At 57.1% G+C, this 22,103-nt stretch carries 19 protein-coding genes; 10 read left to right on the top strand and 9 right to left on the bottom strand.

Going from position 1 to position 22,103, the window contains the following annotated elements:
* Positions 1 to 622: 622 nt before the first annotated feature.
* Positions 623 to 5,152 (top strand): BapA/Bap/LapF family large adhesin, encoded by a 4,530-nt coding sequence (locus LKO31_RS05100; protein WP_227689056.1) that lies wholly within the window; start codon positions 623 to 625, stop codon positions 5,150 to 5,152.
* 153 nt (positions 5,153 to 5,305) lie between these two features.
* On the opposite strand, the gene LKO31_RS05105 is transcribed toward LKO31_RS05100, so the two are convergent.
* Complete coding sequence (locus LKO31_RS05105) at positions 5,306 to 5,959, bottom strand: HAD-IA family hydrolase (RefSeq protein WP_227689058.1); 654 nt, start codon at positions 5,957 to 5,959, stop codon at positions 5,306 to 5,308.
* A 105-nt stretch (positions 5,960 to 6,064) separates the two neighbouring features.
* Positions 6,065 to 6,991, bottom strand: coding sequence for an SMP-30/gluconolactonase/LRE family protein (locus LKO31_RS05110; RefSeq protein ID WP_227689060.1), 927 nt, complete (start codon positions 6,989 to 6,991; stop codon positions 6,065 to 6,067).
* 46 nt (positions 6,992 to 7,037) lie between these two features.
* Here LKO31_RS05110 and LKO31_RS05115 point away from each other — a divergent pair, with 46 nt between their 5' ends.
* The gene (locus LKO31_RS05115) at positions 7,038 to 7,637 is read left to right on the top strand and encodes a TIGR02466 family protein (protein WP_227689061.1); all 600 of its coding nucleotides are present in this window, start codon (positions 7,038 to 7,040) and stop codon (positions 7,635 to 7,637) included.
* Positions 7,638 to 7,680: 43 nt separating this feature from the next.
* Positions 7,681 to 9,114: an NAD-dependent succinate-semialdehyde dehydrogenase gene (locus LKO31_RS05120; protein ID WP_227689063.1), complete on the top strand. Its 1,434-nt coding sequence runs from the start codon at positions 7,681 to 7,683 to the stop codon at positions 9,112 to 9,114.
* Positions 9,115 to 9,159: 45 nt separating this feature from the next.
* On the opposite strand, the gene LKO31_RS05125 is transcribed toward LKO31_RS05120, so the two are convergent.
* Both LKO31_RS05125 and LKO31_RS05130 read right to left on the bottom strand, forming a co-directional pair.
* Positions 9,160 to 9,927 (bottom strand): SDR family oxidoreductase, encoded by a 768-nt coding sequence (locus LKO31_RS05125; protein ID WP_227689064.1) that lies wholly within the window; start codon positions 9,925 to 9,927, stop codon positions 9,160 to 9,162.
* The gene (locus tag LKO31_RS05130; protein ID WP_227689066.1) at positions 9,924 to 10,295 is read right to left on the bottom strand and encodes a dihydroneopterin aldolase; all 372 of its coding nucleotides are present in this window, start codon (positions 10,293 to 10,295) and stop codon (positions 9,924 to 9,926) included. The genes LKO31_RS05125 and LKO31_RS05130 overlap by 4 nt, the downstream gene beginning before the upstream one ends.
* Positions 10,296 to 10,385: 90 nt before the next feature.
* On the opposite strand from LKO31_RS05130, the gene LKO31_RS05135 reads away from it, so the two are divergent.
* The 4 genes from LKO31_RS05135 (at position 10,386) to LKO31_RS05150 (ending at position 13,446) form a co-directional block, all read left to right on the top strand.
* On the top strand, positions 10,386 to 10,904 hold the full coding sequence (locus LKO31_RS05135) for a GNAT family N-acetyltransferase (RefSeq protein ID WP_227689068.1): 519 nt from the start codon (positions 10,386 to 10,388) through the stop codon (positions 10,902 to 10,904).
* A gap of 88 nt (positions 10,905 to 10,992) precedes the next feature.
* A complete protein-coding gene (locus LKO31_RS05140; RefSeq protein ID WP_227689070.1) occupies positions 10,993 to 11,625 on the top strand; it encodes a DUF1285 domain-containing protein in 633 nt (210 codons plus the stop codon).
* Complete coding sequence (locus LKO31_RS05145; protein ID WP_227689071.1) at positions 11,625 to 12,212, top strand: CoA pyrophosphatase; 588 nt, start codon at positions 11,625 to 11,627, stop codon at positions 12,210 to 12,212. The genes LKO31_RS05140 and LKO31_RS05145 overlap by 1 nt, the downstream gene beginning before the upstream one ends.
* A 1-nt stretch (position 12,213) precedes the next feature.
* Positions 12,214 to 13,446, top strand: coding sequence for a CCA tRNA nucleotidyltransferase (locus tag LKO31_RS05150; protein WP_227689072.1), 1,233 nt, complete (start codon positions 12,214 to 12,216; stop codon positions 13,444 to 13,446).
* A gap of 18 nt (positions 13,447 to 13,464) precedes the next feature.
* Here LKO31_RS05150 and LKO31_RS05155 read toward each other — a convergent pair whose 3' ends face one another.
* Entirely contained in the window at positions 13,465 to 15,189 is a 1,725-nt protein-coding gene (locus LKO31_RS05155; protein WP_227689073.1) for a putative bifunctional diguanylate cyclase/phosphodiesterase, read from the bottom strand.
* A gap of 61 nt (positions 15,190 to 15,250) precedes the next feature.
* Positions 15,251 to 17,551: a DNA topoisomerase IV subunit A gene (gene parC, locus LKO31_RS05160; protein WP_227689589.1), complete on the bottom strand. Its 2,301-nt coding sequence runs from the start codon at positions 17,549 to 17,551 to the stop codon at positions 15,251 to 15,253.
* 467 nt (positions 17,552 to 18,018) lie between these two features.
* Here parC and LKO31_RS05165 point away from each other — a divergent pair, with 467 nt between their 5' ends.
* Together LKO31_RS05165 and LKO31_RS05170 are read left to right on the top strand one after the other, a co-directional pair.
* Positions 18,019 to 18,837, top strand: a complete 819-nt coding sequence (locus LKO31_RS05165) for a ferredoxin--NADP reductase (protein ID WP_227689590.1) — start codon at positions 18,019 to 18,021, stop codon at positions 18,835 to 18,837.
* A gap of 102 nt (positions 18,838 to 18,939) precedes the next feature.
* Positions 18,940 to 19,329 (top strand): ribose-phosphate pyrophosphokinase, encoded by a 390-nt coding sequence (locus LKO31_RS05170; protein WP_227689074.1) that lies wholly within the window; start codon positions 18,940 to 18,942, stop codon positions 19,327 to 19,329.
* Positions 19,330 to 19,415: 86 nt separating this feature from the next.
* On the opposite strand, the gene LKO31_RS05175 is transcribed toward LKO31_RS05170, so the two are convergent.
* Positions 19,416 to 20,345 carry an isopenicillin N synthase family dioxygenase gene (locus LKO31_RS05175; RefSeq protein WP_227689075.1) on the bottom strand — a complete coding sequence of 310 codons (930 nt, stop codon included), beginning with the start codon at positions 20,343 to 20,345 and terminating at the stop codon, positions 19,416 to 19,418.
* 174 nt (positions 20,346 to 20,519) lie between these two features.
* Here LKO31_RS05175 and LKO31_RS05180 point away from each other — a divergent pair, with 174 nt between their 5' ends.
* The gene (locus tag LKO31_RS05180) at positions 20,520 to 20,936 is read left to right on the top strand and encodes an EVE domain-containing protein (RefSeq protein ID WP_227689076.1); all 417 of its coding nucleotides are present in this window, start codon (positions 20,520 to 20,522) and stop codon (positions 20,934 to 20,936) included.
* Between the two features lie 54 nt (positions 20,937 to 20,990).
* On the opposite strand, the gene LKO31_RS05185 is transcribed toward LKO31_RS05180, so the two are convergent.
* Together LKO31_RS05185 and LKO31_RS05190 are read right to left on the bottom strand one after the other, a co-directional pair.
* A complete protein-coding gene (locus LKO31_RS05185; protein ID WP_227689077.1) occupies positions 20,991 to 21,356 on the bottom strand; it encodes a PilZ domain-containing protein in 366 nt (121 codons plus the stop codon).
* Between the two features lie 174 nt (positions 21,357 to 21,530).
* Positions 21,531 to 22,103, bottom strand: a complete 573-nt coding sequence (locus tag LKO31_RS05190) for an SOS response-associated peptidase family protein (RefSeq protein WP_227689078.1) — start codon at positions 22,101 to 22,103, stop codon at positions 21,531 to 21,533.

Here is a 22,103-nt window from a genome sequence, read left to right on the forward strand (position 1 = left end):
CCCCACTTTTATTACGATCACGCTTGGCCTTCTCGATCAGGGCCAGCGCCTTTGCCATGCGCTTTCGCCGCGATTTCTGTGTGGGGGAAACTCTCGGTCCATTTCCAGCGGAAATGGCGCGTCACAATATGGACGGAATTCCAACCCTTTTATTAACCAGATTTGTTGGTCCATTCATTATCAGTTGGTTCATGTGAATGATGGGGCGGCATAAAATTTAACCATTGCTTCTATGCTCCGCGATGGGACGTCATCCGTGGTAGACGTTTTTATTTTGCTGATAATCGGATGTTTCTGGGTGCTGGACCGTCGTTTCCGGTGCCTTTGCGGCTGTTCAGCTAGGTGGTCATGATAACAAAGCGTCATTATGAATAAGGCTAAATTTGAACAGCGGAATTTAATGCTCGATATGGTTGCTATGTTTAATAATCATCATCCGATTTGATGAATATTCCGATTATGGAATAATAACATACTGTCCATATCTCATCTACTCTGCGGATATTCACCCTCAAATCGACTGGTGTTGTCCTCATCTGAGGATGCCTCTTGCTTGGCAGGAGGATGAGCGTCGGACCTGTTCGTCCCGCCTCTGCACCGCATAAAAGGGTGGAGCACAGATATGAACGTGGAAATTTTTGCAAAATCGGGCGGCAACGCGGCGACAACTGCTCTGGATAGCATCAAATTGGATGCCCCATCGATCATCCGCGTTCAAATGCTGCGGTCCGACATCCTTGCTATGGAACGGGTCGACAATAATCTGGTCCTCAAATTGGCCAATGGTGAAACCGTTACCATCCCCAATTATTTTACGCCGAACGAGGCGGGCAGCGTCCATAATTTGGTAGTTCAGGAACCGGGCGGCGAAATGTGGCTGGCTCGGCCTGACCTTGGGCCAAATTATTATGAACTCGCCAATTGGGACCAACTGACCGAACCGTCGGCGCTGGCCGCTGTTGCGGGCGGCGGCCTTGGAAATGTGCTGCCCATCGTTGGCGGCATTGGCGCCGTGGGCGCTGTTGCGGCGGCGGCCGGTGGCGGCGGTGGCGGCGACGGAAATGGCAATGGCAATGGCGGCGGCAACGGTGGCGGTAATGGCGGAACGCCTGACACAACGCCGCCTGCGGCTGCCACCAACTTGTTGGTCGCCCGTGGCGGTGCCAGCATGACCGGTAAGGGCGAGGCTGGGGCCACCGTCACCGTCTTTGCGGCGGGTACGACCACGCAAATTGGAACCGGCGTGGTCGGCTCCAATGGCAATTTCACCATAACCCTCAGTCCGGTTCAAAATGCATCCCAGCCCCTCGACGTCTTTTTAACCGACGCTGCAGGCAATCGTTCGCCTGTGGCCAATACGCTGGGCGCAGATGGCGTTCCACCGAATGCGGCCACGGATTTGGCCGTTCCCGCGGGCGGTGCCACCTTGACCGGTAAGGGCGAGATTGGCGCGAGCGTGAAAGTCTATGCCCCAGGTGTCACCGCCCCTGTCGGTACGGGCGTGGTGGGCGCTGACGGCAATTTCACCATAACCTTGACGCCGCCGCAAAAGGATGGCGGCTTGCTGACCGTGGTGTTGGCCGATGCGGCGGGCAATGATTCCCTGCCAGCGACCATCGCTACGCCTGACGAAGTTGGTCCTTCGCCAGCCGATGATTTGACGGTGGCTGATGGTGGTGAAACAATCAGCGGTACGGGCGAGCCGGGCGCGACGGTGAATGTCTATGTTCCCGGTAATCCGACCCCTGTCGGCACCGGAACGGTCGACGATGACGGAAACTTCGTTGTTGATTTGGTTCCACCGCAAAATGATGGTGGGTCATTGACCGTGATCCTGACCGATCCGACTGGCAACCATTCGGATCCTGCGACCGTGGCCACCCCCGATGAAATTGGCCCTGCACCTGCGGAAGATTTGGTTGTGGCGGCTGGCGGTACCATGCTGACGGGTACGGGCGAACCGGGCGCGACGGTGAATGTTTATGTTCCCGGAAATCCCGTTCAGGTTGGCACTGGCACGGTAGAAGATGACGGTACATTTGAAATTACTTTGTCTCCGGCCCAAAATGATGGGGAATCGCTCAATGTGATTTTAACCGATGCGGCTTTGAATGATTCCGGCCCAGCATCGGTCCAAACCCCCGATGAAATTGGGCCCGATCCCGCGACCAACTTGGCTATCACCACCAGCGGTGTCACTTTGACGGGCAGGGGGGAAGCTGGCGCCGAGGTTACGGTGCGGGTTGCCGGAAGTCCCACGATCATTGGCACTGGCATCGTCAATCCCGATGGAACCTTCACTGTCACATTGGCACCCATCCAAAATAGCGGTGCCACGCTGTCGGTTATTTTGACCGATGCTGCCGGCAATGACTCTGTGGACGCTCCACTGGTCAGCTTCGATCGGGTCGCGCCTGATCCCGCAACCAATTTGGCGGTCATCGATGACGGGGCTACCATGACAGGCGAAGGCGAGGTGGGGGCTGCCGTGACCGTTCGGGTTCAAGGCACGACAACGTCGATTGGCACAGGCACGGTGTTGGAAGATGGGACGTTCAGCGTCACATTGACCCCGCCACAAAAAGCGGGTCTCATCCTTGAAGTGATCTTGACCGATGCGTCTGGAAACGCCTCCTTACCTGCATCTGAGGCCAGCCCTGATCTAACCCCTCCAGCCCCCGCCGAAGATTTGCTCGTTTTGCCAGGGGGTGAAATATTAACAGGGACCGGCGAAGCTGGTGCCGATGTCGCGGTTTATACATATCCCGGCAATGCGCTTGTTGGCACGGGCAAGGTGAACCCCGATGGAAGCTTTTCGGTCACATTGTCGCCCGCTCAAAACGCAGAAGAGCCGCTGAAGGTCTATTTGACCGATGACGCAGCCAACGTGTCGGATGCGGCGGATGTGTCGGGTGCCGATGGTATTCCACCATTGCCCGCCGAGAATCTGGACGTGTCCGATGACGGGTTGTTTGTTACCGGCGAAGGGGAAATCGGCGCTACGGTTTTTGTGCGTGGGGCTAATAACGCGCTTCTAGGTACCGGAACGGTCGGTGCAGATCGCACGTTCAATATCGCTATCTCCCCTGCTCAGGTGGCCGGGGAAACACTGACAGTCAAATTGCGAGACGCTGCGGGTAATGACTCGCTGCCTGCGACTGTTGATGCGGATGACTTGCCAGGACCAGGTGCCGTACAGGATTTGGAAGTCAGCGCGGATGGAGGCACGCTGACAGGCCTTGGCTCGTTCGGCGCAACGGTCACGGTTACCGTCATGATGGGCGGCGTCGCAACGACCATTGGCACGGGTGCTGTGCAACCCGACGGCCAATTTGTGATCACGCTCATGCCGCCTCAAATGGACGGGCAAATATTGGATGTGGTGCAAACAGATTTGCTTGGTTCGTCCCCGCCTGCAACGGTGGTGGCGCCAGATTTGCTGATCGCTTATGACAACAGCGCCGAAGCGGTCATCGACATTGTTCCGGTAACGACAGATTTCACTAGTCAATCACAGGGCTATGCTGTGTTGGTGAATCTGTTGGGGCTGACGAATGATCTGCTGAATGGACCGACCAATTTGTTGGGAACAGACGCCATTGAATTTACGGTCCAACCGGGCACGTCATTCGAAGCCGACTTTGCCTATAATGCTTTACTGACAGTAGGCATTATTGCGGATTATGGCATCGTGGTTCAGCAATTCGTCGATGGCAAATGGCAAGCGGTTGAGGGGGGCGGAAACTATTCGCTGCTACAGTTAAACTTGCTATCCGGATCAGCAGGCGTAACGGCTGATTTCGGTCCCGGCCAATATCGGGCTTTTGTCGTCTATCAAGGGGCCGTCGGTGTTGGCCTTCTTGGGAATATGGTACTGGATGGCGACATTTTGGATTATACCCAAGATCCCAGCTTTGCGGGTATCGCGGTGACCGGAAACGTGATTGCCGACGCCAGCGATGGCGGCCAGACGGACGTTGTCATGGGCAGCACGGGCATATCTTCCATCGCTCATGACGGCACGTCCAAGGCCGTGGCGGCCGGGCCATTGGGCACGCAGATTGAGGGCGATTATGGCGTGCTGACCATCAAGGCGGATGGCAGCTACAGCTATACGCCAAACGGCAATATCGCCAATAATGGCCTGACGGACAGCTTTACCTATACATTGTTCGATGTCGCCAGTGGCGAAACAGAAACAGCGGTTCTGTCGATCAAAGTCAATGTGCCCGAAATCACCGCCGTTCCAGTTGCGGCGAATGACACTGGCATTGCGTTTGCCAATTTTGCCAATGTTGTTGCAGCCCCCGTCACCCGTACCAATGTCGAAAAATTGGACTTTCCTTTGGTGTCCCTGGGTTACACGGTGAAAGAAAGCTATGGCATCACCGTCGCAGCCAATCAAACCGGTGATTTCCGGTTGGACGCCAAGGTTGTCGGGGCGTTGACGGTCGGCCAGACTTTGTCGATCACCGTCAAGGACAGCGGTGGTGCCGTGATCTTCAAGCAAACTGGCCTTGCCTTGATCGATCTGCCGCTGCTCGGCTTCTCTGGTGCTTCGGTGGTCATCGGGTCGAAATTACCGGCGGGCAATTATACGGTCGAGGTCAGTTCGACGGTCTTGGTCGGGGTCGGTTCTGACATTTTGTTGAACAGTGTGGAAACATTCACCAAGCTGAATGAATATACGCCGGATGGCGTGACAGCGGCCAAGGGCAATATTTTCGACAATGATGAAGTGGGCAGCCCATTCGCACATATTCTGGTCGATCCCGACGGTGCAGGCCCGCTGGGGCCGGTAACAATCGGTACAACGCCGGTGGAATTGACGGGCACCTATGGCAAGCTGCTGCTGAATGCGTCGGGGGATTATACCTATACCCCTAACAGCGGACTACCGCACCAAAACGAACCATTTAGCGACAGCTTTGCATATAGCATCAAATTGCCAAATGGTGAGACGTCAAGCGCCACATTGACGGTGACAACCCATGTGACGGATCCGACGACGCCCGCCCCTGTGATGGGCTTCTCGATGACGTCCGATTCAAGCAGCTTTGACGCCATGAGCGACGATGGATCGTCTAGCGCCTTCCATTATCTGGCGGCCAATGATGACCAAGATCAAATGAGCCACGCTTTCCAAGTGTAATCAGGCGATCTGTATCCATTGCAAAAGGCGCATGGACATTGGCTGTCCATGCGCCTTTTGGCTGTTTGGGTGATTGAATATCCTCCATCTGCGCCATATTGCGCCCGCTGGACTGCGGCGCATGGACCACGGCTCTCCGCTTCGTTCATGGGTTTAGGCTGGCAAAACCCCATCCGAGACATGGGCCGACAAATCCCGCAAGGCCTGTTCGCCGCTGGTCACTTTAATCGCCTGCATCCCCAGCATGGCTGCGGGCTTACAGTTGACGCCCAAATCATCCAGATAGACGCATTCGTTGGCTACCACACCCAAGGCGTCGCACATCATTTGATAAATTCGGGGGTCCGGTTTGCGTACGCCCACTTTGCTTGATTCAATCACATGGTCGAAGCGCGCCATAATCGCGCTGATTTCAGCAGCGGCATGATCGCTGCGGGCCATGCCTGCACCTTTGCCGCTGGGCACATTGTTGGTGATGCAGCCCAGCCGATATCCCGCATCTCGCAACTGATCGAGCGCCGCGACCATCGCCGGACGCACCGCACCCGCCAACACCGCTAGCACCGCTTCGCCTTCCAAATCATGGCCCAAATCTTGGGCCTCGGCGCGGAACAAGCCATCAAAGGTCGCGGCGTCAATTTCCGCCCGTTCAAATTGCGCCCAAGCATTATTGTCGGGGTTGATGCTATTGACCCGCCGCACAAAATCACGGGGCAGGCCGCGCTCTTCCTCCAAGTGGTTAAATGCTTCAAATGGCGATGACGTAATCACGCCGCCAAAATCGAAAATTACCGTGCTAATCGTCATGAATTCATGGGGTCCTTTGTGGATAGGGGCAGGGCATATGGCACTGCTGCGCGCCGCACATGGCGCAGGAACCGCCCGCGCCATATGCAAAGAGAATTTCAGGGGTCAGGCGTTATAATGCAGCGTCAATCCGGCGCGTTCCCATCGGCATTTCACCAACCGCCCTGTGCCGGATAAAGTGATATAGGCATCGCGCCCATCCGCCCCGCCAAAGGCGATATTGGTGGTGAAAATATCATCGGTCGCGACAAATTCGACCAATTCGCCGGTCGGGGAGATCACGCTGATGCCGCATTCGCCAATCGTCGCCACGGCAATATTGCCATTGGCTTCCATGCCCAGACTGTCGAAAAATTTATATCCGGCGGGACGATATAGCGGAATCCCCGCACCCCCTGGGCCAGCGGCATCATCCACCTTGCCGGGCGCCGTGACGTTAAATTTCATCAAGCGGCAGGTATAGGTTTCAGCGGCATATAGCGTCTTGCCGTCGGGCGACAAGCCAATGCCATTGGGGTTTTGCGACGGGAAAATCACTTCCTCGATAAAACTGCCATCGGCTTTGGCGTAAAATATGCCGACAATGTCGTGACAGCGGGTGGTGTAATCCGCCTTACCATGGTCGGTGAACCAAAAACCGCCTTGGTCATCAAAGACAATGTCATTCGGTCCGCGCAGCACCACGCCTTGATCGCCGCTTTGATATAAAATCTCCACCGCGCCGGTTTCCAAATCTATGCGTTCAATGCGACCGCCATCATAATCTTTGGAAATGCCATGCGGGGCCAGCATGCCATTGCTCCGGTTCCATTCAAACCCGCCATTATTACAACAATATAGCTTGCCATCCGGCCCAATCGCCAAGCCATTGGGACCGCCGCCGGGGGTCGCGACCACTTGCTTGCTGCCATCGGGGAAGCAGCGGGTGATGCGGCCAGCTTCAATCTCTGTGACAATCACGCTGCCGTCGTTCATCACGACTGGCGCTTCTGGAAAGCGCAGCCCGTCCGTGACCAATTCGAAATTTGGCATCCTCGTCTCCCTTGCTTCTTTGGCATTGCTATGCTTTGCGCCCACTATGCCTGTTCGATCTTTATTCGCCACCCAATTTTACGAAGCCAGCATTGGCTCGCCCCAACTGCTCGAGGAATTGGAAGAAAGCTGCCGCCTGTTCGCCCAAGAAGATAGCGCGGGCCGCCGCTGGAGCCGTGACCATGGCTATCGCGGCTATACCAGTTATGCGTCCTTGGGCGATTTGCCCGCGCGCGATCCTGCCTTTGCGGATTTGAAGCGCCTGCTGGACAAAGAGGTCAAGAAATTCGCCGCCGCCAGCCATTTCGATCTTGGCAAGCCCCTGCGCATGGACAGCCTGTGGGTGAATATTTTGAAACCGGGCGGTATGCACAGCGGCCATATTCACCCGCATAGCGTGGTGTCGGGCACATTTTACGTCAGCGTGCCAGACGGCAGCGGCGCGTTAAAACTGGAAGACCCGCGTTTGCCGATGCTGATGAACGCACCGGGCCGTGATGATGATGCTCCCGAACATCTGCTGCCCTTTGTCTATGCCGAACCGGCGGTCGGCAGCGTCTTTTTGTGGGAAAGCTGGCTGCGGCACGAGGTGATGCCCAATATGGGGAAACAAGAACGCATCAGCATCAGCTTTAATTACAGCTGAAACTGATTATATCTAGGGGAGAATTACCCCGAAAGGATATGCCATGACCGCCACCTATGACGCCGACCTTCAACTGTTTATTGCAGGGGAATGGCGGGGGACAGAGGGGCGGGATGCGCGGCCTGTCTATAATCCGGCGACGGCGGCAACCATCGCGGATGTGCCTAGCGCCACGGCGGCGGATTTGGACGAAGCCTTGGCCGCAGCCAAGCGGGGTTGGCCCCTATGGCGCGCCAAAACACCGCAGGAACGCGCCGCCTTGATGCACAAGGTGGCGGACAATATCCGCCAACGCGCTGATCATATCGCCACGCTGCTGACGTTGGAACAAGGCAAGCCCTTTGGCGAAGCGCGGGGCGAGGTGTTATCCGCCGCCGCTTTGTTCGATTATTTTGCCGAGCAAGGCCAACGCATCGAAGGCCGTGTGGTGCAACGCCCCACGGGTCAGCGCGCCATGGTGCTGAAACAGCCTGTCGGTCCCGTCGCGGCCTTTTCACCATGGAATTTTCCGGTCAATCTGATGGCCAAGAAAATTGCCCCCGCTTTGGCGGCGGGCTGTGTGGTTATTTCCAAACCCCCCGAAGAAACCCCCGGCTGCACCAGCGCCATCATGCGCTGCATCGTCGATGCCGGCATTTCGGGCGATGTGGTGCAGTTGGTGTATGGCGATCCGGACATGATCAGCCGCCATTTGCTGGCCAGCAGCACGATCCGCAAAGTCAGCTTCACTGGCTCAACGGCGGTCGGCAAGCATTTGATGAAATTGGCCGCCGACAATGTGCAGCGCATCACCATGGAACTCGGCGGTCACGCCCCTGTGCTGATTTTCGACGATTGCGATTTGGACGCCACATTGGACAAGGTAGTGGCCCAGAAATTCCGCAACGCAGGCCAAGTTTGTGTGTCGCCCACGCGCTTTTATGTCCAAGACGGCATTTATGACGCCTTCGTCCAAGGCTTTGCACAGCGCACCGCCAAGGTGCAAATCGGCGATGGTCTGGACGCCGCCACCCAAATGGGCCCGCTGGCCAACAGCCGCCGTATCCCCGCCATTGAAAAATTGATCGCCGATGCCACCGCCAAGGGTGGCCGCATCATCGCGGGCGGCGACGCGACGGGCGATGGCTATTTCTTCCGCCCCACGGCCATTGCCGATGTGCCCTTGGACGCGGATGTGATGACCACCGAACCCTTTGGCCCCTTGGCGCTCATCCGCCCCTTTGGCACAGAGGATGAAGCGTTGGAACAAGCCAATCGCGTGCCCTTTGGTCTGGCTGCCTTTGCCTTCACGGAAAATGGCCGCCGCATCAACCGCGTGGCCGACGCCATCGAAAGCGGCATGGTCGGCATCAACGCCTTTGCCATTTCAGCGCATGACATGCCCTTTGGCGGTATCAAGGAATCGGGCTTTGGCAGCGAAAGCGGGCCAGAGGGGCTGGACGGCTATTTGGTCCCCAAGGCCGTGCATATTTACTAAGCGACATGATGATCGGCGGCGAGGCACTGATTCCCGCCGCTAGTCTCAATCCCGCGCCAAATTTACAAAATCGCGGTCAAAGGCGGCCAAATGCGCGCCGCCATCGACAAAGATGGTCTGTCCCGTCACCGCTTCTGCGCCCGCCAGCCATGCCACCGCATCGGCAATTTGTTCGGGCGTCGGCAGGGCGCGCAGCGGCATTAATTGGGCCAATCGCGCCATTTGCGCTTCGCTATAATCTTCCGTGGGCAAGGTCAGGCCAGGGGCCACGCCATTGACCCGCGCTTTATCGCCAAAGGCCACCGCCAGCGTGGTGGTCGCTTGCCACAAGGCTTGTTTCGACAGGCTATAGGCCAGTTGATCGGGCACCGGATTGGCGACGCGCTGGTCCAAAATATTCACAATGGCGGGGCGGCGCGGCCCTTGGTGGGCGGCGACCATCGCTTGGGCCAGTAGCACCGGCGCATGATGATTGACCTGCATCGTCTCCGTCAGACTGGCGGCTGACAGGTCGGGCCATTGTCCCTCGATAAATAGCGATGCATTGTTCACCAACACATCGGGCGCACGGCCAAAATGCGCGATAATGGCGGGAATTAAGCCTGCCACATCGTCGCTATTGACCAAATCGGCGACAAAGCATTGGCAGGCCGCGCCGGTTTCCCGCAGGGCGCGCACCAATATGTCATCGGCGGCGACTCGGCTGCGCTGATGAATGGCCAGCGCATAGCCTTCGCGGACCAAACGCGCAGCAATCGCCGCGCCTACGCGGTGCAGGCCCCCCGTCACCAGCGCAAGCGGCGCTTCGCTCATTTTCTGGACCGCCGCATGGTGATGCCGATTTCCTCATCCTTTTCGGCGATCGCCAGTTTGACGATCTTGACCTCAATTTCCTGCACCTTTTCGTCCTGCAAGAACAGGCTGGTCATAATATGATCGGCCACACTTTCAATCAGCACGAAATGTACATCCTTGGGGATGCCATCGGTGGCGGCGAATTTCAGGTCCATATAATTTTTCGACGCGCTCAGCGGAGTCGCGGGGTCATAATGTTCCGCCATGTCCAATTTCGCGCGCACGGTGATGCGCAGCGGCTGCGGCAAATGAGTTTCTTCTGAATAAATTCCGGTCAAAACTTGGACGATCAAACCGTCCACTTCCAGCCACAAACTATCGGTCACGACATATTCCTATGATATGGGACGCATATTCAGCTTTGCATCTGACAATATCGACCCTAAAGCGCCGCCGCATTAGCGAAAGGTTTGGTGTTGGTCGAGTTACTTCCCTTAATGAGTGTGGATCCGCAATCGGTTGAAGATTTGCTGGACGCTGCCTTTGGGCCAGATCGTTTTGGAAGAACCGCCTATCGCATCCGCCAAGGCCTGACGCCGGTTAATGAATTAAGCTTTGCTTTACAGGGTGATGATGGCCTGATTGGGGTTATTCAATGCTGGCCCGTCGCGCATTTTGGCGCGGACAATGTCGCCACACCCTTGGTCATGGTCGGCCCTGTTGCGGTGCGTCCCGATATTCAACGCGGCGGCCATGGCCGCGCCTTGATGGACAAAATGGTCGAATCTGCCCGCCAGTTCGCCGACGGTGCGCTGATGATGATTGGCGATCCCGAATATTATGGCCGCTTTTGGGGTTTCGATGCCGACGCCACGGGCGCATGGGACTTGCCCGGTCCTTTTGAACAGCGCCGCTTGCTGGGCTTGGCGGTGAACGGCCATAATCTGCCCCGCACGGCGGGCATGATCGGCCCGCGCCGCGCGCCAAGCGCCTGATTCACCCGAGGGACGCGGGGGGCTTACTTCCCGCTGCCTGATGGGTCCAGATTGGCCGCAGCCCCTTGCACGGCGTCGCGAACGGCCTATGTCTTTGTCTATGGCCAATGACTTTTCTGTGGAACGTAAAACGCCCGTGCTTTCGCGCGATTTTTCGTCGCTCAGCCTGCAACAGGCCGCTGAAATGCTGGCGGCGCGGTCTTTGCCGCCGGTTGACCAATGGCACCCCGAACGCAGCGGCGACAGCCATATGGAAATCATGGCCGATGGCCGATGGTTCCACGAAGGGGGGGAGATTAAGCGCCCCGCGATGGTCCAGCTTTTTTCCACCATTTTGCGGCGGGAAGCGGACGGCAGCTATGCCTTGGTGACACCAGCGGAACGGCAATCGATCATCGTTCACGACCTGCCCTTTCGTGCGGTCGAACTGAAAAGTGAGGGGCAGGGCAAGACGCGAAAACTGGTTTTTCGTCTGAACACCGACGAATTGGTTATGGCAGGGGCAGATCATCCGCTGAGCTTTGGCCCTGACACCGATGTCCCCGACCCGCGCCTGCATGTGCGCGGCCCGCTGGGCAATGGCTTGTCGGCACGGCTGGACCGCGCGATTTATTATGAACTGATCGACATGGCGCTGGCCGATGCTGCAGACGCGCCGGATAGGCAAGACGCGCCCAGCATCTGGTCCAATGGCGCGGCTTTTTCGTTGGGCGGTGCTTGATGCTGTCCGATAAATTGCGCGAGGCGCTGGACAATTTATTGCCCGATGATGGCATGGACGAAGCGCATTTGTTTCGAGGACAACGGCTGCGCGATGCCGCCGTCCTCATCGCCTTGACCGACCGCAAAGACCCCGGCGTCATCCTCACCCAGCGCCCCCAATGGCTGCGCTCGCATGCGGGACAAGTGGCCTTTCCGGGCGGTAAAATCGACCCGACCGACCGTGACAGCGTCGACGCCGCCCTGCGCGAAGCAGAGGAGGAAATTGGCCTTCACCGCCGCGATGTGTGGGTGGCGGGGCCGACCCACCCTTATCGGTCGGGCAGCGGTTATCATATCACGCCGGTGTTGGGGGTTATCCCGCCGGACCTGCCATTTGACCCCAATCCCGATGAGGTGGAAGCATGGTTTGAAGTGCCGCTCGACATTTTGTTCAATCCTGACAATTACGACGAACATCATGTGAATTGGAACGGCATGGACCGCCGTTATTATGAAATGTTTTGGCAAGGACGGCGGATTTGGGGCGTAACAGCGGATATCATTGTCAAATTGGCGCGGCGCTTGCCCAGCGGCTGGTATCGCTGATATGACCAGCACGATTTTGCCGGACGCCGCTTGGCGCCATGACGCTGGTTTGGCGCGTATTTTGGCGGCCTTGGGCACTGATCATATGCGCGTGGTCGGCGGCGCCGTGCGCGACACTTTGCTGGGTCACCATGTGACCGACGTGGATATTGCGACGACATGGCTGCCCCATCAGACCATGGAAAAATTGCAAGCAGCGGATATTAAAGTCATTCCGACGGGCATCGACCATGGCACGGTAACGGCGGTGGCATCGGGCACCAGCTATGAAATTACCACGCTGCGCCATGATGTTGAAACCGATGGCCGCCGCGCGACCATTGCTTATGCTAGTGATTGGCGTGACGATGCCGCACGGCGCGATTTCACGATCAACGCGCTTTATGCCAATCCCGTCAGCGGCGAAATTTTCGACTATTTTGGCGGTCTGGCCGATTTGGACGCCGGACGCGTCATCTTCATCGGCGACGCCGCCACCCGTATCGCCGAAGATAATTTGCGCATTTTGCGCTTTTACCGCTTCGCCGCGCGCTTTGGCGACACGCTCGACCCTGCCAGCCATGCGGCGGTGGTTGCGGCGCGTCAATCGTTAAAAAGCTTGTCACGGGAGCGGATCTGCGACGAACTGCTGAAAATCCTGTCCTTGCCCGACCCACGCCGCATCGTCGGTCATATGGCGAAGGACGACATTTTCGGCGTGTTATTGCCCGAAATCGAGTCGCTGGATTCGGCGCTGGCGACACTCGGCCAATTGCTGAACAACGAACAGGCCGTGGCGGAGCAGGGGGACGGTACCGATGCTCCCCGTGGCTTTACCGCGCTACGCCGTCTGGCGGCGTTGCTGCCCGCCGATGACGCCGCCGCTGAACAAGTCGCCAGCCGCCTGCGCCTGTCCAAACGGCAACGCGGCCATTTGCGGCTGCTGGCCAACCATCGCGCCGATGCATCGTCCGCCATTCGCCGCTTGGCCTATCATATCGGTATGGATGCCGCATGGGACAGTGCCTTGCTGCGCAGCGATGCGGCCGCCGCTGTCGCCGATGCTCAGGCGCTGACAGGCTGGTTGCCGCCGGAATTACCGTTAAAGGGTGGGGAAATTGTGGCGCGCGGTCTGGCGCGCGGACCACAGGTGGCACAATTGCTAAAAGCGGTCGAAGCGCGGTGGATCAGCGAAGATTTTCCGGACCAAAGCCGCGTGCTGCAATTGCTGGATGCATGCGTGGCCGGTCAATAATCGCTGGCGTGACGCGGCTTAAAATACCGGCTTAATCAACGATTTTCGCCAATATTCCAACGCGTCATTCCCTTCCATGGGACGCGCGAAATGATAGCCTTGGGCAAAATTATACCCCAGCGCCGACAATAAACGCGCTTGGTCCAAGGTTTCCACGCCCTCGGCGGTGGTCTGCAAATTCAATGCTTCGGCCAAGCTTTGGATGGTGCGCACAATGGCCACTTGTTCGCGGTCATGTTCCATTTGGTCGACAAAGCTACGGTCAATTTTCAACACATCAATGGGCAGACGTTGCAGATAGGCCAAATTGGAATATCCCGTGCCAAAATCGTCCATCGCGATCCGCACGTGCAGCGCCTTTAGCGCGCTTAAAACCTGCAACGCATGGTCAGGGTCGCCAACCACCGCGCTTTCGGTCAATTCGATCATCAAGCGTTTGCCGCTGACCTGATATTTGTCCAGCGCATCATGCGTTACGCGCACAATATCATCGCGTAGCAATTGAATGGGCGACACGTTGACCGAGAAATAGCAATCGACGCTCGCGCCTTGGGCGGCGTCCCATTCGGCCATGATGCTGACCGCTTTATCAATGGCCCATTGGCCCAGTGGCACGATTAACCCACTGTCTTCGGCTACCGGAATAAATTCGCTGGGCGAGATGGGCATTCCATTGTCATGCCAGCGGGCCAAGGCTTCAAACCCCGCCACCGCGCCCGTCGACAGGCTGATGAGCGGTTGAAAGACCAGCGACAGCCGATCCGCCTCTATCGCATCGCGCAGCGCGGTTTCCATGCTGAACCGGTTGTGGGACAAATGCGCTGTTTCGGGCTTGTAGATTTCAATCTGGCCGCTGCGCTTGGCGCGTTTCAACGCGATTTGGGCGTGGCGAATATCATCGGCATGATTGGGGAAATGATCGGGCTCACCGCGCCATGTGGCACAAATCGCCCCGCCAATAGCGCAATCAATGCTGACGCTTAAATGGCCGATACGAAAGGGATCGGCAAAACAGCTTTGCACGCGCCCCGCGAATGACAAAACATCCGCTTGGGATGACGCGATGGGAAAGGAAATGCCGAATTCATCGCCGCCGGTTCGGGCCACCACATAGTCGCCGCGCAAATGATTTTGCAAACGGCGGGCGACGGCGATGACCAATTCATCCCCCGCCAAAGGACCAATATGTTCGTTGATGCGGCTAAACCGACTAAGGTCGATCAGCAAAATGGCGTGCGCTTGTTCGACATCCAACCGCCGACGCTCGTCCAATTTGGCGGAAAATCCTGTGCGGTTGGGCAGGCCGGTTAACGGGTCCGTGATCAATTCCAACCGCAAATTGCGTTCGGTCCGCAATTCTTGTGTACGGTCGATCAGCGTTAACAGCGACAGACCCTCGGCGGAAATGTCGGTTCCCAAGGCTTGAATATGGCCTTGCATTTCAATCGCGGTATCGCCGCGATGAAAAACACAGGAAAAAGACGCATGCCCATCTTTGGCTTCGGTGGAATCGGCCACGGCGCGGGCCAGTTCGACGGGGGCATCAATGCCAGCGGGGCTGATCGCCAACTCCGCAAAAGCGGCATTGCAGGCATGAAGGCGAAAATGCCCACCTGTTGAGGGACGAATCAGGGCCGCCGCAATGGGCAAGGCGTTAATCCAACCCAGCGACGCGAAATTATCCGCACAAACGGATGCTTTTTCGGCGTCAGCGGCCAAAAGGGCGGTGGTTGGCATTACCATTGCAACAGGCCTAAGCGCATGGAAGTAAACAAGCTATTTACGGCCCCAGAAATATTGCAACCTATGCGAAACGATTGTTGCGTGGAAAGCCCGTTGGCGGCATTCGGCCCGACGCCCCGCGCGCCACGCGCCACGGTTTAACGTCGGTTTCCGTACGAATCCGCCCCGTATCGCCGCCCATCGGCCAGCTTAAGCCATCGGTAAAGGTAAAGGTGATGATGTCCGACAAACCGCCATCGCGGTAACGTTGCAGCATCACGCCTTGGCCGCGTGTCATCACAGGCACCTCGGCCAGCGGGAACACCACCAATTTGCGATTCTCGCCAATCACGGCAATGCTGTCATGCACATCGGCGATCACCCGCGCGACCAGCAATTGCGATTTGGCTTTCAGATTGACGACATTGCGGCCTTTGCGGGTTTCAGCAATCACATCCTGCATTTGCGCAACAAAGCCATGGCCGCTGGACGATGCCAGCAACAAGCGGCCATCGGCCACCGCGGGCGTCAGCGCGACAATTTTGGCGTCGCTATCAATATCGACCATCACACGCAGCGGTTCGCCAAAACCGCGCCCGCCGGGCAATTTGTCGCCGCCAATGGTGTAAAAGCGTCCGTCACTGGCCGCGATCAGCAATTTGTCGGTGGTCTGGGCGTGCACCGCAAAGGCCAGCTCATCGCCTTCTTTAAACTTAAATTCCGACCATTGTTCGGGCGCAACATGGCCGCGCTGGGCGCGAATCCAGCCGCGTTTCGACAAAATCACCGTCAGCGGTTCTTTCTCGATCATCGCGTCCAGCGGAATCTCGCGCGTCGGGGCGGCTTCGATCAAGGTGGTGCGGCGCGCGCCGAGTAAGGTGTCGAGGCCATAAACTTTGCGCAATGCCGTCAGGTCACGTTTCAATCGCGTGCGCTGGCGGGCCGGGCTTTCGATCAGCTTGGCCAATTCGTCGCGTTCGGCCGCCAACTCGTCCTGCTCGCGCTTCAGCTCCATCTCTTCCAGCTTGCGCAAGGAACGCAGGCGCATGTTCAAAATGGCTTCGGCCTGACGGTCGGTCAGCTCAAATTCCGCGATCATGGTCGCCTTGGGCTCATCCTCATAGCGGATGATTTCGATCACACGGTCCAAATTTAAAAAGGCGATCAGATAACCGGCGACCAATTCCAATCGGTCATCGATTTTCGCAATGCGATGTTCGGCGCGGCGCACCAGCACGATGATTTGATGCGCCAACCATTCGCTCAGCAATTGGTGCAGGCCCATCACTTTGGGCGTGCGCGTGGCGTCTAATACGTTCAGGTTCAGCGCAAAACGATTTTCCAAATCGGTCAATCGATACAGGCTGTCCTTCAAAATGTCGGGGTCGACATTGCGGCTTTTGGGGACCAGCACAATGCGGAGATCCTCCGCGCTTTCGTCGCGGACATCTTCGAGGATCGGCAATTTCTTGTCGGCAATTAACTGGGCGATTTGTTCAATCAGCTTGCCCTTGGCTACGCCATAGGGGATTTCGCTGATGACCAATTGCCACACGCCGCCAGCCTGTTTCTCTAGGCCTGTTTCTTCCCAGCTTCCATCCTCTTGCCGGCCCGTGGAGAAACGGGCGCGCACACGAAAGCTACCGCGTCCGGTTTCATAGGCATGAACAATGGTTTCGGGACCGTCGGGTAAAATGCCGCCGGTTGGGAAATCAGGCCCTTGAACATGAACCAGCAGGTCGACCAAGCTGGCATCGGGGTTGTCAATCAACACCAAGGCCGCGCCGATCACCTCCGCCGCATTGTGCGGGGGAATGTTGGTCGCCATGCCCACCGCAATGCCGCTGGCACCATTGGCCAATAAATTGGGGAACAGACCGGGCATGATTTCCGGTTCATGATCCTCACCATTATAGGTCGGCTTAAAATCCACCGTGCCTTCATCAAGGCCGGACATTAAATCAATGGCAACACGGGTCAGGCGCGCTTCGGTATAACGATAAGCGGCGGCATTATCCCCGTCGATATTGCCGAAATTGCCTTGCCCGTCGACCAAGGGGTAACGCAGGGAAAAATCCTGCGCCAATCGCACCATGGCGTCATAAACGGCGGTGTCGCCATGCGGGTGGAAACGGCCAATCACGTCGCCCACGACGCGGGCCGATTTTTTATAGCCTTGGCTGGGGTCGAGTCGCATGGCGCGCATCGCCCACAACAAGCGGCGGTGCACGGGTTTCAACCCATCGCGCAAATCCGGCAAGGACCGCGCGGTAATGGTGGATAGCGCATAGACCAAATAACGCTGCGACAGCGCACTGCCGAAAGCGGTGTCGATGTAATCATCGGGATTCGGTGTAGGGTTATCGTCGGTCGGTGTCGCCATTGTGGTCAGGCGATAGCAAGGCTTGGCGATCAAGGCAAAGCCGTATCCCGTGAAAAATGCGCTTCGACGCCGTGCGCGCCTAATTTACATCGTTGACAGTCTTTCTACGCCGCATTTTAGAAAAACATGCGTTGCATGGCGGGGCTGGCTGGGGCAATTCGTCCCCACGCGCTCTTATGTTGCGCTTGCTGTTGCTTGCAAAGCTGTTCCGGTCAGGGATTTTCCCATGACGGACAAGCTTTGCAAATGACTCGCAACGACCTATAGGGGCGCATAATGTTTCGCCGCGCATGTGACAGGTGCACGGCAGGCCGATTCATTGTCTGCGATAACGCGGGCTGTGGCACTTCCTATGGCACATCATGTTGATGATGGCTGGTGCCTATGCTGGCGTGTCGCAGTTTTTGAACGGAAAAGCCGTTTTATGTCGAAATTTCATCCGTTTGGAAACATCAGGAACATATATGATGAGCGATAATGTCGCTGTTGCAGCCACTTTGGAACCCACCACCGCCCTGTCTGTTGAAACGGTATTAAGCGTCCATCACTGGAACGAATTTCTGTTCAGCTTCACCATTTCGCGCCCCGCATCGTTCCGATTCCGGTCGGGTGAATTTGTGATGATCGGTCTTCAGGGTGATAATGGCCGCCCCTTGCTGCGCGCTTATTCGGTCGCCAGCCCTGCTTATGCGGACGAACTGGAATTTCTGTCGATCAAGGTCGAGGACGGCCCGCTGACCTCGCGTTTGCAAAATATTCAGCCCGGCGATCAAGTCTATCTGGGCCGCAAGCCGACCGGAACCTTGGTGACCGACGCTTTGTTGCCGGGCAAGCGTTTGTTCATGCTGTCGACGGGCACGGGCCTCGCCCCGTTCCTCAGTCTGGCACGCGATCCGGACGTCTATAATATGTTCGATCAAGTGACGATCGTTCATTGTGTGCGCCGCGTCAGCGACTTGGCCTATGATGAATTATTGGCCAGCCAATTGGAAGGTGACCCGTTGCTCGAAGACGACGCGCGCGCCAAATTCCACTATATCCCCACCGTCACGCGGGAGGAATTCCACACCACGGGCCGCATCAATACATTGATCGAGGACGGACGTTTGTTCCAGCATCCGATTGAGGGTGAACCCAAATTCGACCCTGCTACCGACCGTATCATGATGTGCGGCAGCATGGCCTTGATCAAAGATTTGTCGGCCTATTTTGAATCCATTGGTTTCAAAGAAGGCAGCAATGCTGCGCCGGGCGACTTTGTGATTGAACGCGCGTTCGTCGGCTGATCGTCGGCACCGATATTTTAAAAAGCCGCGCTGGCAATGGGCTGGCGCGGCTTTTCTATTTTGGGTCAAGCCAATCTGGCCCAGCTATGTTACAGGCGCAAAATGACTGATAAAACCGACACTCCTGCTACCAGCCCGCTGTCCGACGCGGCGTTGCAGCGCCAAATATTGACCGACGTGGCGCGTCAGGGCCGCTATATCACCTATGCGGATATGCTGAAACAATTGGGCTATCGCTTCACGCGCCCGAAAATGCGCGCCTTATGCCAAACATTGGCAGAGGTTGATCGCCAATGCGTGGCGGATGATCAACCCGAATTGGCCGTGCTGGTCGTGCGAGCCGAAGACAAGCTGCCGGGCCAAGGTTGGTGGACCGCTAATCCGGTGGTTCTGCGCGATTATCTGGGACCATGGGAAGGCCGCGAGGCCGGAGACTTCATTCGCAGCCAACAAGCGCTTGCTTATGATTATTGGAAAGGCCGGCCGGAATAATCCGCCAGTCTTGATCGATATGGACCATCAAAAAAGCCTCGCGGGTTATCCCAGCGAGGCTTTTTATTTGTCCATTGCCGATTGGCTTATTTCTTCAGGCCAATTTCGCGCAGGCGCTGCTGTAAATATTCATCCGCCAAAATCGTGTCGGGATAGTGGTTCGGATGGTCGGCATCGATGCAATTTTCCAGCGTTTCTATCGGAAAGTCCGACCGGAAATGCAGGAAAAATGGCATGGAATAACGGGCGACACTGGCGCGCCCCGCATCTGGGTTGGCAACGCGGTGGGTGGTGGATGGCAAGCGATTGTTGGTCAGGCGCTGCAGCATATCACCAACATTGACCGCGAGCGCGCCAGCCGGCGGGGCGACGGGCAACCAACTGCCATCCTTATCGAGGATTTCCAGACCCGCTTCTTCGGCGCCCAGCAACAAAGTGATGGTGTTAATATCTTCATGCGCTTCGGCGCGAATGCCCTTGGCGGGGCCAGCGACGGGGGGATAATGCAGCAAGCGCATCACGCTATTGCCGTCCAAAATACTGTCGTCAAAATATTCGGGCGACAGGCCCAAATAGCGGGCAATGGCCGACAATAATTGGCCGCCGACGCGGTCAAATTCTGCGAATAAGGCATCAAATGTCGCGCGGAATTCCGGCACTTCGCTGGGCCACACATTATTGGGCTGCTGCGCGGCCAAGCGGTGACCTGCGGGCAGGTCGCGGCCCACATGCCAAAATTCCTTCAGGTCGACTTCTTTTGCGCCCTTGGCAATTTCGGTGCCAAAGGGCGTATAGCCCCGCGCACCGCCCAATCCGGTCAGGTGATAGGCGCGCTTTTCTTCTTCGCTCAGCGCGAAAAAGGCTTTGGCCATCGCCCATGCGCGGTCGATTAAATCGGGATCAATGCCATGGTCGCTGATCATCGCGAAACCAAAGCGTTCAAAAGACGCGCCAAAATCATGCGCAAATTTTTCGGTGGGCAGCGCCATCGAAATAATGGGAACAGAAGCTGTCATGGGTGGGGAAATCCGGTTTTCATCCTTGGGGAGAATCGGCACGGCACAGCCTTGGGCATGGGTGTCGATATATATAAGTACATATTTACCCTCCTTCGCGGCCTGATGAAAGGGAAAATATCATGGCCCAAAAAGGCGGTTTCCCGCCACGCCACGCTGGGCTAAGCAAGGGGCATGAGCAAGCAATATTGGTTGATGAAATCCGAACCCGACGTTTACGGCTGGGATGATCTGGTCAAGGACGGCAGCGGGATTTGGGACGGTGTCCGGAACCACAGCGCCAAGCTGAATATGAAGGCGATGAAGGTCGGCGACGAAGTGATTTTCTATCACAGCAATATCGGCCGAGAGGCTGTTGCTATTATGAAAATCACCGAAGAAGCCTTTCCCGACCCCACCGCCGAAGAAGGTTCGCCGTGGGTGGTCGTGCGCGTCGAACCCGTGCGTCCCTTGAAACGCCCCATCAGCTTGGCCGAATTCAAGGCCGATCCGCGCTTCCAAGACATGGATTTAATCAAATATATGCGCCTGTCGGTGGGCAAAATTAAGCCCGAGGAATGGCAAGCAATTATGGAGTTGGAGCAGGAATAATGTCCCGCTGATCTTATCGCTATGGGCCTGATCGGGGTGGAAAATTGAACGCCCTTATTGGCCCCATTCGCGGATCAGATAATCGGATACAGATGGGTGCAAAGGCTGGATAAATTCACAGCCATGGTCATTGCCATTGGACCGGCGGATTATCGCCTCCATCGACCGAAGCCCCGGTAATTGCACCCAAATATGCGTCCCAACCGCTGGTCGGCCGAAGGTCGCCATGCAAAAACCCAGCATTGATAAATCGCTCAGTTCGACTTCAAAGGCGCTCGCCCCTGTTTCACGAAACCGTGCATGGGCCTTAATGGCGCGGCGCGGTGCACGGCGCTTTTCCACCATGTCGGGCGTCGTCCCGCCCTTGGCGTCCGGCCCCATGGTTCCGCCATCCTCACCCAAGGATTGTGATTCGCTCATCCGACCTTCTTCCCCTGTGGCCCTGCCGGTGCACTTTGCCCCTTATGCGCCACCTTCTTATGCTCATCCCATCCCAGATGAAAGCCTGACGATGGTGTACCGCTTGTAATGCATGACCTTGCTATGCGCTGCGCCGCTAAATGTCCGCTGGCGCTGCGCTGGTCGCCATAAGGTTTATTCGACCAGCATATATTGGGCGGGCCATGGCTGCACCAGCTTCTGGGTGTCGCGCCATTCCCCGCTTAACCATTGGTCATAATCATCCGGTGCAATAATCACTGGCATGGGCGCATCGCGGTGCGCACGCAGCAAGCGATTGGGTTCGGTATGCAAAATGGCAAAGCTCGGCCAATCTTCGGTTTGCCGCATAATGGCGGCAAAGGCGAACAGTGGCGGCCCATCCACCCGCACCCGATATTGGCGATTATCCCCCGTGCGCGCCGACCATATCGCAAAGCTGGTGGCCGGCACCAAGCAGCGCAGTTCCGCATGGCGCAAGGTGCCAATCCAAAAGGGGCTTTTGAGGTTGCGCACGCTGGTAATCGGGCTGGTTCCCGATGGCGGCGGTGGCACGCCCCATAGGCGTGGTTTGACGGTGCGCCGCCCGCCCACGCGGCCATTGGACACCACCACGGGCGCGGGGTTCAGCGGCGATATATGCCCGCCGCTCCACGGGTCATCGCCCGCATCGGCGCGAAACGCCCGCGCAATGGCGGCGGCATCACAGTCCAGATGATATAGATGCAC

The organism is Sphingopyxis yananensis, assembly GCF_020687785.1.
Lineage (GTDB): Bacteria > Pseudomonadota > Alphaproteobacteria > Sphingomonadales > Sphingomonadaceae > Sphingopyxis > Sphingopyxis yananensis.